Raw genomic sequence first — 16,226 nt, forward strand, 5'->3', positions numbered from 1 at the left:
ATTTGCTCAATTTGAAAGAGTAAATCTGACGCTAACTGACTGCTAGAAAGGCATTAATTATCCGAAGCTCAGGTTACTTAGCTTCAAGCACTGAATGGGTGTTGAGCATTAAAAAAGGGGAAATCATTTCCCCTTTGACTACGAAATACTGACCGACTAGTTATGAATCTAGCGGCGTGTTAAATTCTTCAGGTTCTTCAAAGTCACCACTGATCCGCACTAGCTTGTCATTCTCAAAATAGACACTGAATGATTTTCTTACCTCTGATGGTCTATCAATATTAAACACATATTGGTAGTGCCAGATATTATTGTTAAACGCGTCTTTCGCCAATGGTGTGCCGAGTACATATAATACTTGCTCTCTGGTCATTTGCACTCGAAGCTTATCTACATCTGACTGCTCTAAGAAATTACCTTGTGGCACGTTGATGCGATAAATCCAGCTTGAACAGCCAGACAAAAACACAGTCATAACTACAGCGCTGAGCCAAACAGAAAGGGTTTTATTAGACAGCATGAAATTGTGTATCCTTATTATCAGTTGTTAGCATGATACCGATTGCACAGAGAAGGTAAAGTCTCTTAGCGGATTTGGACTGCGTTAAGTGTAAAAAGTTCGTCTGTAAGTTGCAATAGGTGCAAAAAACCGTTTTAGGTGCAAATTAAGGAGGTAAGTAAATTGCTTGGGCAAGCTTTACTTAATCAAACTGACAGGGCAAATCATCAGGCTGTGTGGAGTTTGTATATTATAGAAACACGCTTTGGGCATTGGTACACCGGTATCACGACTGATGTAGAGAGGCGTTTTCATCAACACCAAAGCGGTAAAGGAGCAAAAAGCCTAAGAGGAAAAGGACCTCTTGTCCTTAAATTCCAATTTGCTGTGGGCTCTAGAAGGCATGCCTCCAAACTCGAGTGGCAAATTAAGCAGCTCACCAAGGCTCAAAAAGTTCAGCTGGTTGAGTCTAAAGGAGAGCGTGTCAACGATAAAATAAAGTCACTGATGAGCGCAACCCCAGCCTGATATTTATCAATATCCATGTTTTTTACAGTGTCTTTGGTAGTGTGGTGATGCTTGTCCTCTCCAATACCAAAATAAATATAGGGTATTCCGTTGCGATAAAAAGCGTAATGATCACTGGCTTTATGCCAATCGATACGGGGGTTATCGGCATAGCGTGCCATTTGTCGCTGCGATGAAACGACAGTTAATTTCAGCGGTGCTTGCTTCATACTCTTTAATTGCGATTTGAATTGACTAAACCCTGGAGAAAATAACGCAAATAGGCGGTTGCTCTTGTTTACTCCTAACATATCTAAATTAATATTAACGGCGATGTCTTGGTTTAATTGTTTAGCGTAAAACTTAGCCCCATGAAGGCCGCGCTCCTCAGCATCTGTTGCGACGAATAAAATATCTCTAGAGCGATTCGTTTTAGCTAGTTGTCTTGCGATGTAAAGCATTGCGGCTGTACCTGAGGCATTATCATTTGCGCCTGGGTAGTGCTTTCTTCCCGTCGTGCCCAAATGATCATAGTGAGCGCTGATCACAATCGGGGTCTCACAGCGAGGCTGTGTACAGGGGAGAGTAGCGGTGACATTATGGCCGGTATCCTTGCTAAAAATGCCTGCTCTAAAAGTAAATTGTTGATATTTAGGATTGGCGCCTGACGCCCGAAAGGCGTCATAAATATACTGCGCGCTAATGTTTGGGCTTTTGCTGCCACTTTTCCTTCCACGATGACTGACACTTGTGAGCGTTTCTAAATCGGTTATCAGTGAGCCACTTTGAGCTTGAACGCTTGGTAGTGACCCCCAGACGAATAGAACACACGCACAAGCTATGCCTAAGTTACGTCCTAACATACGAAGTTTACCTCTCTTTATTATTGTTTTCAGAAGGTTGGTTATTTGCGATACTTTTGAGTAGTGCTAACTTTCCTTCATAACGCAGCTTGTCGTGCTCGAATGATGCTGTGTTATATGCTTTTTTTAGGTACCGGTCCGCAGCTTTTTTGTCATTTTGTGCAAAAGCAACTTTAGCTAAGCCAAAATAGCTTTCATGAAGGTTTTTATCCAGCTCCCTTGCTTGTAAGTAAAAATGCTTAGCGCGGCTAAAATCACCACTGTTAAATGCTTCGTTGCCTAGCACCAGCATATAATAGGGGTTGTTTTTTCTTTGTTCGTGAATATTTCTTTCAATCGTCTTTGCGTCATCGTTTCTGCCGGTTAAATAATATAGCTTTGCTAAATTGCCAAGAGCATTACGATTATCCTTATTAATTGCAATGGCCTGCCGGTAAGCCCGCTCCGCGAGCTGGTATTGATCTGTGATCCGGTAGAGAATGCCGAGATTGCCCCAAGCTCCATCGTGATATTGGTCACTCTCTATCGCCGCACGATAGTAACTGTACGCCATATCTAGATCGCCTTTGATCATCTCCATTGCACCTTTGTTATTGTAAAACATAGACAAAATAGTGCCTGTCGAGATTGAACTGGTGCTAAAGTGTTGGTTTCGACTGTTTGGATCAAAATCAACGGTTACCGAGGTGGGTTTTACGTATAGGGTTTTAATAGCATCTTGAGTATTGTCTACTTCAAATATTTTTATATTTACATGGCCTGTGAGCAGACTATAGCCTTGGCTTTCATCCCAATATTCTGGGATATGTACGCGCTGAAACTGAGTTTTCAACCCCACTTGTTTTGCGATGGCATGCGTTAGAATTGACAGCGATAAACAATTGGCGTTCATACTACTGAATGCTTGGCTAGCGGTTAGGTTTGCACCTGATAAATAGGATAATGAATCATCTCCGCTATTGACCAAAAACTCCATTAGCATTTTTGCACGTTTTACCCCAATTTCTTCATTATGGAAGTAGTGCTCTAGTTTAGCCTTGATCTCATTATTCAACTGAAAAACATCTTTGTGAGATTCAACTTGTTGGATATTAAAGTGATGTGTTGAGTTTAGAATTGAGGTATCGATAGTCGCTTTGGGTGTGCTGTTACACCCGCTGAGTAAAGCCGTTAGGATAACCATTAAACACTGAGTAACCGCCTTCATACAACCTCCTAGCAGTGTTCTATTCGCTGTAACTAACTCGATAACTCCGCTATCGTGTCCTGATATCGCTAAAGTAGTTATCCGTATGAGCTAAAAAATATTCCAATTAAGTTTTTACTATAAGCTTTTCAGGCAGTCGGTGTCGAATTTTCCACCATATATTATTTTGATAGAACGCTAAAATGGTATCATCGATTTTGGTTTATCAAGTCACAGATTAACTGTTTCTAGTTATGAATGTAGACTAAAAGCGCTATGAATGCGCGACTATATTTGTTACCTGATGTAACAGCGGGGAGGGTACCCAATAGAAGTGCGCCCACACAATGTCGTGCAGGCGCTGTTACTTTGGCTGTTTAGAAGCTGGCGACCAAGTCATCCAGCGTTTTGGCAGAATCCGCCAAACGTTGAATCGCTTGTTCAGTGTCGAGCTGTTCATTCATTACAGCATCACTAATTTCACTAATTTGCTCAATGTTACGACCCACATCGGCCACTACGTTGCTTTGCTCTTCCGTTGCTGTTGCGATCAGTGCAGTCATGTCGTTTATTTGATTTGCAGTTTCTGAAATCTCAAGCATTAGCTCTACTGAGGCTTGCATAGTTTGGACACTTTGCTCCGCTTGAGTGCTAGACTGTTGTATTTGATTGACTATGTTGTCAGATACTTGAGTGAGTTCAGAGATTGTTGCTTGAATTTCATCTGTAGAGTGTGAAGTTCGACTTGCCAAGGCTCTCACTTCATCTGCTACCACTGCAAACCCTCTACCATGTTCACCGGCTCGAGCTGATTCTATTGCCGCATTTAGGGCAAGCAGGTTAGTCTGTTCAGAGATCCCTCTAATGACGTCAACAATATTAGCAATTGATTGGGTCTTTTGTGCCAATGTCGCCACTTGACCTGCCATATTATCAATATCTCCAGCCAATAGATGAAGTGTTTCTTGGCTTTGTTGAACCCCCAGTCTGCTGTCTTTGGTTGAAGCTTTACTTTGCTCAGTGAGCTTGGCTGTACTCGTTGCACTGCTGGCAATTTCTTGTACTGTTGCACCCATCTCATTAATCGCGGCAGCAACAGACATAGTTTGTGACTTTTGATCGTCCAAAGATTGTGAGTTTTGTTGGCTTTGTTTAAACACAGCTTCACTAGTAATACGAATTGAGCGGCTCTCTTCAGCTACTGAGTGGATCGCTTCCTCAATTTTACTAATAAACTGATTAAAGCCGCCAGCTAGCGCTTGTAATTCAGGCTGTGCGGAATCTGGCAAGCGATAGTTTAGTTTTGCATTGCCACTTCCTAGCTGCTCGAAAAGTTCAGCCATTTTCTTCAGTGGTGCACTGAGATTTTTAGCTAATAACATACTAATGATGCTGGCAACTAAAGCTATCACCAGCGAAAAGCCGATAACTTGCCATTGCAGAGCCGTGATCCCACTGTTAACTTCACTGGTTGGGACCTGAGCAATCACAAATAAATCGGTCTCTGGAATTGGGCTTGCGGCAACTAAATTAGCTTCGCCATCAACTTCGAGCTCCTTAACAATAAATTGTCTTGATGAAGTTAGGTCATGGCTCTGTTGGCCATAGAAATCCTCAAGTGAAGATTTTGCGACTTTGCTTGCGTCAGGGTGTAATTGCACAACCCCTTCTTTATTGACAACAAATACAAAGCCTGTTTGCTCGATTTTCATGTTGGCGAGCATTGACTGCATATCGTCAATACTTTTTGCAAGTCCAGCTAAACCTACCCCAGCTAATTGCTGGTGGTTAACGAACATCTTCACATCCCCTGGTGCTTCTTGGTAGATGCTGATTGAGTAAGCTTCAGCGCTGTTAGTAAAGCCAAAAAACCAACCATCTTGCTGCCGGTCTAAGACACGTAAAAAGCCTTTTTGATTCCAATACTGGCGGGTATCGCGGTTTGCCCAAGATGCTGTAACCAAGTCATATTGCGTTGCGATACGCTTGAGTTCGTCAACCAGCAGTTGCTCATTTAAGGTATTTTGTTTTGCTGCTTGTGTGATAAGCAGGTTACTAGAAAGCTGTTGAGCTGCGTTTTTCAGTGTATCTATTTGCATGTGTAACGACTTGTTGATGCTTTCGATTTTACTAGGTAACTCCGACTGCATCATTCGTTCGTTGATTAATGTCTTGGCGCTGTAAAGCGAGGTAAACCCGATTAAACAAGCGACAGCAATCGCAATGATACTACCCAGCAGGGTAATTCTCTGAGTAATTGTTAAGCCTGTGTTTTGCATTCGATTTGTGTGTGTAATCCCGTGGAACCGATTATTCTAGCATAGTAAATAACCAGCTCGGAACAAGTAACGGCGTTAGTTTCGAAAAAATAATTTAGAATTATAAAATAACGTTAATATCAGAACTTAGTGTTAAATCATGATGAGATAAATGAGAGTTAAGGTTGAGAGTAGGTGATAAAAGGCCACGATCTCAGGGAAGAAGGCGGCCTTGGTTACTAACAAGCGAACTGTATTTGTTGCAAATTTATCTATACTGATTACACGATTTTCTTCATCTCAGACATGTAACCACGCAGTGTTTCACCAATTTTTTCTACCGGATGATTGCGGATAGCTCGATTGACTGCGATGAGCTTCTGGTTATCAACATAATTATCATCGCCAGCTAACCCCTCACCAATTTCTTGTTTTGTAATGGCCTCCATGAACGGCTTTAACAAAGGCAAGCAGGCATGGTTATATAAATAGCAGCCATATTCAGCTGTGTCGGAAATAGTTCGGTTCATCTCAAATAGCTTTTTACGCGCAATAGTATTGGCAATTAATGGGGTTTCATGAAGTGATTCATAGTACGCAGACTCTTCAATGATCCCCGCGGCTGTCATGGTTTCAAAGGCAAGCTCTACACCTGCTTTTACCATTGCCACCATTAAAATACCTTTGTCAAAAAATGCTTGTTCTGAAATCTCAGTATCAGCATTGGCTTGTTTTTCAAATGCTGTCTGTGCGGTCTCAGCGCGCCAAGTGAGTAATTTTGTGTCATTCTCAGCCCAGTCAGCCATCATACCTGAAGAGAATTCACCACTGATGATGTCATCCATATGTTTGTTATACAGAGGGCGCATCAGCGCTTTTAGTTGCTCACTTAAGTCGAATGCTTTTACTTTTGCAGGGTTTGAAAGCCTATCCATCATGTTGGTTATACCACCATGCTTTAGTGCTTCAGTGATTACTTCCCAGCCGTATTGTACTAGTTTCGATGCGTATCCAGGCGGTATTCCTTCTTCAACCATTTTATCAAAGCATAGCAGTGAGCCAGTTTGTAACATGCCACATAAAATAGTCTGCTCGCCCATCAAGTCCGATTTTACTTCTGCGATGAATGAAGATTTTAACACGCCGGCACGATGGCCACCGGTTCCTGCTGCGTAAGCTTTAGCTTGCGCCAGACCTTTGCCTTGAGGATCGTTTTCTGGATGAACTGCAATCAGCGTAGGTACACCAAAGCCACGTTTGTACTCCTCGCGTACCTCAGTGCCAGGACATTTTGGCGCAACCATAATGACAGTGATGTCCTCACGCACCTGCATGCCTTCTTCGACGATATTGAAGCCATGAGAATAAGCGAGTGTTGCACCTTGTTTCATTAACGGCATAACTGCATTAACTACCGCGGTGTGCTGTTTATCTGGCGTTAAATTAAGCACTAAGTCAGCATCCGGGATCAATTCTTCATACGTGCCTACTACAAATCCATTTTCTGAAGCGTTTAAAAAAGATTGACGCTTTTCTTCAATGGCAGAAGGACGCAACGCGTAGCTTACATTGAGCCCCGAGTCACGTAGATTTAACCCCTGGTTCAAGCCTTGTGCGCCACAGCCGACAATGACTAGCTTCTTTCCGATTAGCACGTCGACACCTTGTTCGAATTCTTTGGGATCCATGAATTCACATTGCGAAAGTTGAGCCAATTGCTCACGTAAAGATAAAGTATTAAAGTAATTCGACATGGTATTTCCTGACTCTAGATAGAAATAAATTAAGCTCAGAGTAGGGCTAACTTTTAATTACGTAAAATGATATATTTGAACCATAGTGTTTCAAAAGGTGAAATGCCGTGAACCATAAACAATTAAAATATTTTTTGGCGCTAGCAGATACATTACACTTTTCAAGAGCAAGTGAACGCTGCTTTGTGAGTCCGCCGACCTTAAGCCGACAAATTAAACAATTAGAAGAAGAAGTTGGTGCCGCTTTATTTTTACGAGACAACCGAACGGTTGAATTAACCCAGCAAGGCAAAGCATTTGTGCATTATGCTCAGTCAACGCTTGCGAGTTGGCGTCAATTTAAAACCGAGTGCTTGGATGATGATAAGCCTTTAACTGGTGAGCTTAGCTTGTTTTGCTCAGTAACCGCGACATACAGCTTTATTTATGATTTGTTTGCACAGTTTCGTGCACAATATCCAAACGTTGAGCTGAATTTGATTACCGGAGATCCGGCTCATTCTATTGCAGAGGTTGCCAGTGGTAAGGAGGACGTTGCTGTCGCGGTTAAGCCCAAACACTTACCAAGTGGCATTGAGTATTTACCAATCGGGCGTTCACGGTTAGTCTTTATTGGCCCAACGATGGATTGCCCGCTGAAACAGTTGATTGAAACACATAGTCAGGGTGAAATGCCTTGGCAGCACCTGTCTTTTATCATGCCAGAGCAAGGCGTACTAAAAGAGCGTATTGATCTCTTTTGCAAAAAGTACAACTTTTCACCGAAAGTATATGCGCATGTTTCGGGCCACGAAGCAATGGTTGCACTTGCAAGTTTGGGCTTTGGGATTGCCTGTGTGCCAGAGATTGTGATCAGCCAAAGCCCATTTAAAAATCAAGTTCAGTTGCTACAGCTTAGATCGGATGAGATCGAAATAGGGCTTGTAACTAAGAATAAAAGATTATATGACCCAGTAGTAAAAGCCCTTTGGGGTACGGCAAAAGGATTATTTAAGCTGTAAAGCATCCATTCAGGTTGCGTGACTACACTGTGCCCATCCATGTTGAATGAATGAGGTGCGTCCGTGTCTACTATCTTGGTTGCACAAAGCAATAATAATATATTGACATCGCAACAAAAAATGCTCGAAGAGCAGGGCTATACAGTTGAGTTGTTAAGAGAGTTAGGTCAATTAAATGGCCTTTCTGGTAAGTCGATAAACGGCATTGTGTTGGATCAGACTATTGCGTCTGTGCCGACCTGTGACTCAATTAACCAGTTTAGACAAAAGTTTAAAGCGCCTGTTATTGTGAGTCTTGATAGCGATGATGAAGATGTTCATAGCTTGTTTTTAGAATTAGGTGCAGATGAAGTTATCTCTAAAGATGCCAAGCCTAGGTTATGGCGAGCAAGACTTGATGCTCTGCTCAGAAGGCAATCAGCGAATGCACACTATGATGATGCACCACAACAATTAAGTTTTGGTCAACTGCATATAGACAAAAATACGCGTCGGGTAAGTTATGGGCAAGAGCGCATCGATCTGACCACCCATGAGTTTGAATTATTGTGGCTACTCGCCAGTAACGGTGGCAAAGTGGTGAAAAGGGAGTTTGTATATGAACAGATTTTGGGTAAGTATTACCGACCAGACACACGCACAATAGATGTTCGAATTTCTCGCCTTCGCAAAAAGTTATATGACAACCCAAGTCGGCCTGAAAAAATAAAAACAATATGGCGCCAAGGTTACTTGTTTGTAACAGATGTCTGGAACTAGCAAAATATAATTTGATTTAGCGCAAAAGATACTTCGAATTTTTCGAAGATACACTTCGTACAAATTTGTTAAACTAATCGATTAAACAACAGCATAAACTTATTTTAATAAGTTTATGCTGTTGTTTTTTATTAGATAATATCAATCTTATTCCACAGCTACGGTGATCTGCAGAAGTGTATCAAGGTAGCAAAGTTGGAAAAATTGTTATTTATACAATGCAAATAATATTGATTGCTATTTAGGTGTGTGTATACTTTACGCCTAGTTATGAAAAAATATAAACATAATTAGTCTCAAAGGAACAAATCAATGGCACTTAAAAAGTCTCTGTTAACGACTGCTATCCTTGCTGCTACTTTAGGCCTCACTGCATGTGGTGGGAGCTCTTCTAGCAACGATTCAAACAATAATGACAATACCAACACAACCCCACCGGCTACCAATGCTGCACCAACTATCACAGTTGAAAGCGCTTCAGTTTCTGAAGACAGTCTTGGCGCTGCGGTTGCAAATATTTCTTTCGCTGACGACAGTGATGCAATTAACGCGTTAACTTTGACTATCTCAGATAATCGCTTTGAAATTGTGGAAGGTGTGGTAAAACTGAAAGCTGCAAACGCGCTAAACTTTGAGCAGGTTGAGGGCGGAAAAGTGTCGGTAACTATCACTGCAACTGACAGCAAAGGTGCAAAAACAGAAGTTGAAACCGAGATTTCAGTTCAGCAGATCAGCGAAGAAAATAAAGCAGGCGTTAACCGTTATGCTTTCAACAATACTCAAGGCGCTTCTTCGGTATCTTACTCAGGACAGATTGCTCGTCATGCAGCAATGGTTCATGTTAAGAGCTTGATGGGTAAGCTAGACAACGAAACGATTGGAAATGCGGCAGATCAGAAAACAGCGGCTGCGGCAATAACACAAATCAAAAACTTCTTAATGCCAACAGACGCAGTGGTACTTGACGAAACACTTGACTTTGCTGCAGCAATTAACGCACAACAAACCACGCTTGGACAAATCTCTAGCTCACTTAAAAAAGTAGCTGGTGAAGGTGGCAAAATTGCAGGCCGCGATAGCACTTACATGCATAAAGCATGGGAAGAAGACGGCAATATGGTCGGCTGGAGTGATTTTGGCACGCAGCCAAAAACTCCTGAAGGCCTAGTGTTACATTATCTAGACCTGCTAGAAGCTCAACTGACTCAATTTGAAAATGGCTCGACCATCGAAGCTGAGCACAATGGCACAAAAGTGACCCTTAATAAATTGTACGTGACACCAGAAGGCCTAGACTTAGCTCAATTGGTACAAAAGCACTTAAACGGTGCAGTATCTCTTTCCCAAGCTGCAGATGACTACCTTGATGATTTACTAATTGGTGATAAATCAGCAAATAATGCAGCACTGGCGGATGGCAAGAGCTATACTGACCTTGAGCACAAGTTTGACGAAGGTTATGGATACTTTGGCGCTGCTATCGACTATCTTGATTACACCGATGATGAAATTGCAGGAAAAGGTGGCCGTGAAGCATATGGCAGTGGTTATCATGATTTAGACAAAGACGGTAAAATTAACCTACTGTCAGAGTATAACTTTGGTAACTCAACTAACGCTGCGAAGCGAGACCGTGGTACAGAGTCAAACACAAAACCTACAGATCTTACCGCTGAGGCTCAGCTAGCCTTTATTGAAGCACGTAAACTTATCGCAGATAACTTTGGTACTAATGTTGCTCAGTGGTCAGACGAAGATAAAGCGCGTTTAGAGACACTGCGTAACCAAGCACTGCTTGCGTGGGAAAAGTCAATTGCAGCAACAGTTGTACACTACATTAACGACACAATCTCTGATGATGACGGCGATTTAGACGATATTGCATCTGGTAATTTTGACGCTGATAAATTCTATACTGTCGCGAAGCACTGGTCTGAGATGAAAGGATTTGCTTTGAACTTCCAGTTTAATCCATTTTCTCCAGTAACAGACGCTGACTTTGCTAAAATTCATGAGCTAATGGGTGATAAGCCAGAGCTTGCTGCTGATAAAGTAGAAGCATATAAGAGCGCATTACTAGAAGCTCGTAGCATTATTGCAAATGCCTATGGCTTTGATGCAGAGAATGTTGCCAACTGGTAATCTACAATTTGCTTTATAACGTAAAAAGGTTAGCCGATGTATCAGCTAACCTTTTGTTGTATATAGATAATAGAGAGCGCTAATGAGAGTATCTACACGTTTAAGCGCCGCAGCGTTTGCGGTCGCGTTAATATTGTCGGGCTGTGGAGAAAGCACTTCAAGCAGTCAAGGGTCTGGGGTAAAAGACAATGACAATTCAGGCACTGACAACCCGACCTTACCGACACAGTTTGATGAAGCTGCCTTGGTTGCTAATTTGGTAAACAATGTGCTGACCCCAGCGGTAACACAGTTTAACGAACTAGCTGTAACGCAACAGCTGGAAGTTGCAAATTACTGTTCAGGTGAAAAAAACTCAGCAGAAAATGTAGCGACGTTGAAGCAAAGAGCTCAAGACAGCTGGCGCGCAGCCATGATGGGGTGGCAATACGTTGAGTTGATGCAGGTGGGACCGCTTACCACCAACAGTAAAGAATTAAAAAATAATATTTATGTCTGGCCTGCAACGGGCTCTCTTTGTGACATAGATTTAGATGTGGTGTATTTTGAAGCTGGCGTGATTAATGGGAATAGCAACAACCCTTACGACATTACACAGCGTACCGCGAATCGCAAAGGGTTAACTGCACTTGAACATTTATTATTTAGCACCAACCTTGCGCATAATTGTTCAACCGTGAATGATGCACTGGCACCATGGAATAACCGTCCTGATCAAGAAAAGCGTATTGCTCGCTGCGAATTTGCAACGGCTGTTGCTAAAGACATCGAAGGGCATAGTGACACGTTACTCACTCAATGGAGTGGTGATAATGGCTACGCAAAGCAACTACTGAATGCGGGTCAACCAGGCTCAGCATTTGACACCCCACATTTGGCACTGAATGAAATCTCCAAAGCACTTTTTTATATGACTGAAGAGCTCAAAGACGGCAAAATTGCAACGCCTCTTGGTTTGGGCTTTCCGAATGCTTGTGGATTAGAAGCGTGCCCAGAAGCGGTTGAGTCGCCAATTGCTGAACATTCAAAAGAAAACCTACTGGCGAATATTCGTGCATTTAGGAATATTTTTACAGGTAACGGTCAAGATCCAAAAAATACGCTGGGCTTTGACGACTTCCTCGAAGCTGAGCAAGGTGATGAGGTCAAGGCGCGTATGCTTGCAGGTCTTGATGCCGCAGAAGCAACTTTGTTGGCAATGACGGGGAGCTTAAAAGCAGAGCTCGCGACATCTGCTGAACAAGTTACGCAGGCACACTCAGATGTTAAAAAGGTAACTGACGATCTGAAAACAGAATTTATTGAGAAACTTGCATTAGAGCTTCCAAAAACTTCGGCAGGTGACAATGACTAAACGCACTATAATAAAGAAATCTTTACTGGCGGCAGCGGTGATAATCGCGCTACCTCAAGCACAAGCTGCAGACGATAAACAAGATATAGAACATATCTCTATTATTAGCCATCATGATAAACTGAGAAAAGAAGCAGGCTCTGCAACTTTGCTTTCAGAGGCGCAGTTGGCGGAATATGAATATGATGATATTCACCGTATTCTGTCGAACGTGCCTGGCGTTAATATCCGTGAAGAAGATGGTTATGGCTTGAGGCCGAACATTGGATTTCGCGGTGTGACACCAGAGCGCAGCAAGAAGATCACGATTATGGAAGATGGCGTGTTAATCGGCCCATCTCCTTACTCGGCTCCCGCTGCCTACTATTTTCCTGTACCGACTAGAATGACAGCTGTGGAAGTCTTTAAAGGACCAGCGGCAATTAAACATGGCCCACAAACGGTAGCTGGCGCACTTAATTTAGTAACCCGTCAAGTTCCTGAGTTTACCGAAGGCGGAATTGACGTGGCTGTTGGTAGTGACGGCTACGCCAAAGCACATGGTTACTACGGCTCAGTGGTGAATAATGTTGGTTTTCTATTTGAAGCGGTAAATCTGCAAGCCGATGGTTTTAAAGAGCTAGATGGCGGTGGAGATACTGGGTTTGAAAAAAATGATATATTGGCAAAGTTTAATTATAAACTTTCTCAAGGTGGATATGACCACACGTTTGGGCTGAAGCTAAGCTATGCAGATGAACTATCTGATGAAACATACCTTGGCTTAACAGAGGAAGACTTTGCTCAAAATCCTTACCGCCGATACGCAGCTTCTCAACCTGCTGAAATGGATACTAAGCACTCTCAAATCATGCTTTCGCATATACTTGACGGTAACGGCGTAAACGTGACCACAAGACTTTATCGCAATGACTATGAGCGTGCATGGCTAAAGCTCAATGGTGTAGGCGCTAAAGGTGGTGCTTCATTATCCAAAATTATTGCAAACCCGGAATCGTTTGCAAATGAATATGGTGTGATCACAGGAGCACGGGATTCAGTTGTGGCTGGCTCAAATATTTTCTTGAATATGGGAACCAATGACCGCGAGTATTTCTCTCAAGGGCTGCAAGTCGACGCTAATAGTAGCCTAACAATGTTTGGCTTGACTCACGATATTTCAGTCGGGGTTCGTTTTCATGAAGATGAAATTGAGCGTAAGCATTTTGAACAAGCCTATGCCATGGAAAATGGGATCTCGACACTGATTGAGGGGTCGAAACAGTTCACTTCTCTCAACACAGAAAACACCAAGGCTTGGTCAGTCTACATCGAAGATAAAGTGCAACTTGATGCCTTGACTCTCGGTGTGGGTTTGCGTGGTGAGCTGATGGATATGTCATATCAAGATAACAAAGACGCAGATGTGTGGATTGATAAAACAACTAGAATTTGGTTACCAAGCCTTAGTGGTTTTTATCAACTCTCTGATGATGCGGGTCTGTTATTCGGGGTGCATCAAGGGTTTGTGCCTTCATCACCACTGCAAGATCCAGATATAGAGTTAGAGAAAAGTGTCAACTATGAGTTTGGTGGTCGCTTTAATGATGGCGTAACGCAGTTTGAAATTGTGAGCTTCTTTAATGACTATGAAAACTTGAACGAAAGCTGCGGTCAATCGAACTGTGGCGTAAACGATCAGCAAGACCAACAGTTTAGTGGTGGTGAAGTTGATGTTTATGGTCTAGAAATGCAGTTTGCACAGCGTTACCCATTAAATCTGCAGATAGATATTCCGTATAGTTTGACATACACCTATACCAAAGGTGAGTTCCAAAATGAGCGTGCTACAACATTCGCTCAGTGGGGTTATATCAAAGCGGGCGATGAGCTTCCATACTTACCATCGCATCAAGCAACCTTTAATATAGGGCTAGCTGCAAGTGACTGGAAAGTAAATGTAGCGGTGAAATACATCAGTGAAATGTCTGAAGCTGCGGGCAGAAGTACAGAAGACTTCGAGCTTGTACTAGAGGGCGCAGAAGTGCCTAATACGACGATTGTTGATATATCAGCCAGCTATGAATTAGGTCGATATGGCCAAGTATATGCGAAAGTAGACAACCTTTTTGACGAAACAGAAATCGTCAGTCGTCGACCTTATGGTGCACGCCCGGGTAAACCTAGGCAGTTTAGTTTGGGGTATAAGTACCAATTCTAAGCTTTCTTTTGGCGGCTCTTATACTAGAGCCGCCCAGTTGAGCATATTATTATTTTGTGATGGAAGTAACTATGTTAGAGCAACTATGGCAAAGCATTATCGATCTCCCAGGTTATTTATTTGATGCTAATAAGAGAGTGTATTTGCCATATTTGTTTAGTGCTATCTTAATGGCGATTCCCGTGTACTTTGCAGCAGAGCAAGCAAGAAGCGGCAAAGGTTTTTTAAGATTTATGTTCCCCAAGCGGGTTTGGTGGTGTCAAAGTGCAAAATTAGATTATTGTTTGCTCGTGACTAATCGTTTAATAAAAGCTGCGACTTTTACGCCAATCGTATTGACTATGGTGCCTGTAGCGCTCGCTCTGTCTAGTGCACTTGAAGCGATGTTTGGTCCTGCATTACACTTGGACGCACCCGAATGGGTAGTTGTATTACTCTTCACTTTATTTTTATTTATAGTAGACGATCTAACCCGTTTTCTATTACATCTTATGCTGCATAAAATTCCATTCTTATGGGAATTTCATAAAGTACATCATTCTGCAAGTGTATTAACACCATTTACTATCTATCGCTCTCACCCTATTGAGAGTTACCTATATGCGTGCCGTATGGCGCTTACCCAAGGAATTGTCGTTGGTAGCGGATACTATGTATTCGGTAGTAGCCTCAGTATGTACGACATTCTTGGTGCGAACGCGTTTGTTTTTATCTTTAATATTTGTGGTGCCAATTTACGGCATTCTCATATTTGGCTGAGTTGGGGAGATAAGATAGAGGGGTGGTTTATTAGTCCTGCACAACATCAGGTGCACCATAGTGATAACCCTGCGCACTTTGATACCAATTTAGGATCTGCTTTGGCCATCTGGGATAGAATGTATGGTTCACTGATTAAAGCTTCCAAGGCAGGAAAAATAACGATTGGTGTTGGACAATACGATGCAGGTCATGACACCTTAACGGCTATCTATTTAAAGCCTTTTAAGCTGGCTTGGAAAACCTTGCTGCCAAAGAACAAGAAAAATCATCCTCCGTTAAAGCCCCGCTAATTGCAGGATTTCAGGTTGATAAGGCAAATAGGAACTGAAGATAGAAAGAGGAAAATAGGCTGACGACGGGCATTGTCAGCCTATGTGGGAGAGTAGGCTCCCTAAATCGTTTTAATGTAACTGTGAAGCCGAACTGCGGTAGAATCCCAATTCATTTAGTTTTTTTATCAGCATTTTTGGATCTTCTAGTCCGCTAGGTGCTTCTTGATCTCTTAGAAAGTGATCTGACGGCACCGAGTGTAGATCTAGCATTTTATGGAACAAAACACTGCGAATTGTTAGCGCTGTCATTCCACCGTCCTGTATTGCATCAAGTCTATCTTGGAGGTCTGAAAAAGGCGCAGCCTTGACATCATCCACTACTGCAGAAAATTGACCATTTGATTTATTTTTCATCATGAAACCCCCAAAGGTATAGCTTGCTCACAATCCGGCGAGCAGAAGTAAAAAAGCCACTAATTATCAATTTATGTTCATAAAATAGATACTTACGGCAAATCCGATGTGTCCAGTTTACTCTGAAGTTGGTGTCAATTACCATCTTGGATGTAAAGCTTTGTAAATCGAATAATGAGTAGAATGAAATAATAGAATAGACGTCTAGACGTAACTTAATGATATGAATATGGAAATAGTTCTCAGTACCAATAA

General features: G+C 42.3%; 13 protein-coding genes. 7 read left to right on the forward strand and 6 right to left on the reverse strand.

Annotated elements, in window-relative coordinates; genetic code table 11:
• Nucleotides 1-160: 160 nt before the first annotated feature.
• The gene (bamE, locus tag EAG18_RS13175) at nucleotides 161-520 is read right to left on the reverse strand and encodes an outer membrane protein assembly factor BamE (RefSeq protein ID WP_125252845.1); all 360 of its coding nucleotides are present in this window, start codon (nucleotides 518-520) and stop codon (nucleotides 161-163) included.
• Between the two features lie 162 nt (nucleotides 521-682).
• Between bamE and EAG18_RS13180 the strand changes: the two genes are divergently transcribed.
• Nucleotides 683-1,027 carry a GIY-YIG nuclease family protein gene (locus EAG18_RS13180; protein WP_343327578.1) on the forward strand — a complete coding sequence of 115 codons (345 nt, stop codon included), beginning with the start codon at nucleotides 683-685 and terminating at the stop codon, nucleotides 1,025-1,027.
• Here the strand turns inward: EAG18_RS13180 and EAG18_RS13185 are convergent.
• The 4 genes from EAG18_RS13185 to ilvC all read right to left on the reverse strand — a co-directional run bounded on the left by EAG18_RS13185 (nucleotide 955) and on the right by ilvC (nucleotide 7,067).
• On the reverse strand, nucleotides 955-1,869 hold the full coding sequence (locus EAG18_RS13185; protein WP_125252846.1) for a M20/M25/M40 family metallo-hydrolase: 915 nt from the start codon (nucleotides 1,867-1,869) through the stop codon (nucleotides 955-957). The genes EAG18_RS13180 and EAG18_RS13185 overlap by 73 nt on opposite strands.
• Before the next feature lie 7 nt (nucleotides 1,870-1,876).
• Nucleotides 1,877-3,076, reverse strand: a complete 1,200-nt coding sequence (locus EAG18_RS13190; protein ID WP_125252847.1) for a tetratricopeptide repeat protein — start codon at nucleotides 3,074-3,076, stop codon at nucleotides 1,877-1,879.
• A 356-nt stretch (nucleotides 3,077-3,432) separates the two neighbouring features.
• The gene (locus EAG18_RS13195; RefSeq protein ID WP_125252848.1) at nucleotides 3,433-5,334 is read right to left on the reverse strand and encodes a methyl-accepting chemotaxis protein; all 1,902 of its coding nucleotides are present in this window, start codon (nucleotides 5,332-5,334) and stop codon (nucleotides 3,433-3,435) included.
• Between the two features lie 260 nt (nucleotides 5,335-5,594).
• Complete coding sequence (gene ilvC / locus EAG18_RS13200; RefSeq protein WP_125252849.1) at nucleotides 5,595-7,067, reverse strand: ketol-acid reductoisomerase; 1,473 nt, start codon at nucleotides 7,065-7,067, stop codon at nucleotides 5,595-5,597.
• Nucleotides 7,068-7,174: 107 nt separating this feature from the next.
• On the opposite strand from ilvC, the gene ilvY reads away from it, so the two are divergent.
• The 6 genes from ilvY to EAG18_RS13230 all read left to right on the forward strand — a co-directional run bounded on the left by ilvY (nucleotide 7,175) and on the right by EAG18_RS13230 (nucleotide 15,575).
• Nucleotides 7,175-8,068 (forward strand): HTH-type transcriptional activator IlvY, encoded by an 894-nt coding sequence (gene ilvY, locus EAG18_RS13205; RefSeq protein WP_125252850.1) that lies wholly within the window; start codon nucleotides 7,175-7,177, stop codon nucleotides 8,066-8,068.
• Nucleotides 8,069-8,131: 63 nt separating this feature from the next.
• Complete coding sequence (locus tag EAG18_RS13210) at nucleotides 8,132-8,827, forward strand: response regulator transcription factor (RefSeq protein WP_125252851.1); 696 nt, start codon at nucleotides 8,132-8,134, stop codon at nucleotides 8,825-8,827.
• Between the two features lie 312 nt (nucleotides 8,828-9,139).
• Nucleotides 9,140-10,969 (forward strand): DUF4856 domain-containing protein, encoded by a 1,830-nt coding sequence (locus EAG18_RS13215; RefSeq protein ID WP_125252852.1) that lies wholly within the window; start codon nucleotides 9,140-9,142, stop codon nucleotides 10,967-10,969.
• A gap of 82 nt (nucleotides 10,970-11,051) precedes the next feature.
• Entirely contained in the window at nucleotides 11,052-12,323 is a 1,272-nt protein-coding gene (locus tag EAG18_RS13220; protein ID WP_125252853.1) for an imelysin family protein, read from the forward strand.
• Nucleotides 12,316-14,523, forward strand: a complete 2,208-nt coding sequence (locus EAG18_RS13225; RefSeq protein WP_125252854.1) for a TonB-dependent receptor — start codon at nucleotides 12,316-12,318, stop codon at nucleotides 14,521-14,523. The genes EAG18_RS13220 and EAG18_RS13225 overlap by 8 nt, the downstream gene beginning before the upstream one ends.
• A 71-nt stretch (nucleotides 14,524-14,594) precedes the next feature.
• Nucleotides 14,595-15,575: a sterol desaturase family protein gene (locus EAG18_RS13230; protein WP_125252855.1), complete on the forward strand. Its 981-nt coding sequence runs from the start codon at nucleotides 14,595-14,597 to the stop codon at nucleotides 15,573-15,575.
• A gap of 111 nt (nucleotides 15,576-15,686) precedes the next feature.
• On the opposite strand, the gene EAG18_RS13235 is transcribed toward EAG18_RS13230, so the two are convergent.
• A complete protein-coding gene (locus tag EAG18_RS13235; protein WP_125252856.1) occupies nucleotides 15,687-15,974 on the reverse strand; it encodes a hypothetical protein in 288 nt (95 codons plus the stop codon).
• Nucleotides 15,975-16,226: the final 252 nt, after the last annotated feature.

Source organism: Pseudoalteromonas sp. J010, from assembly GCF_003934235.1.
GTDB classification, from domain to species: Bacteria; Pseudomonadota; Gammaproteobacteria; order Enterobacterales; family Alteromonadaceae; genus Pseudoalteromonas; species Pseudoalteromonas peptidolytica.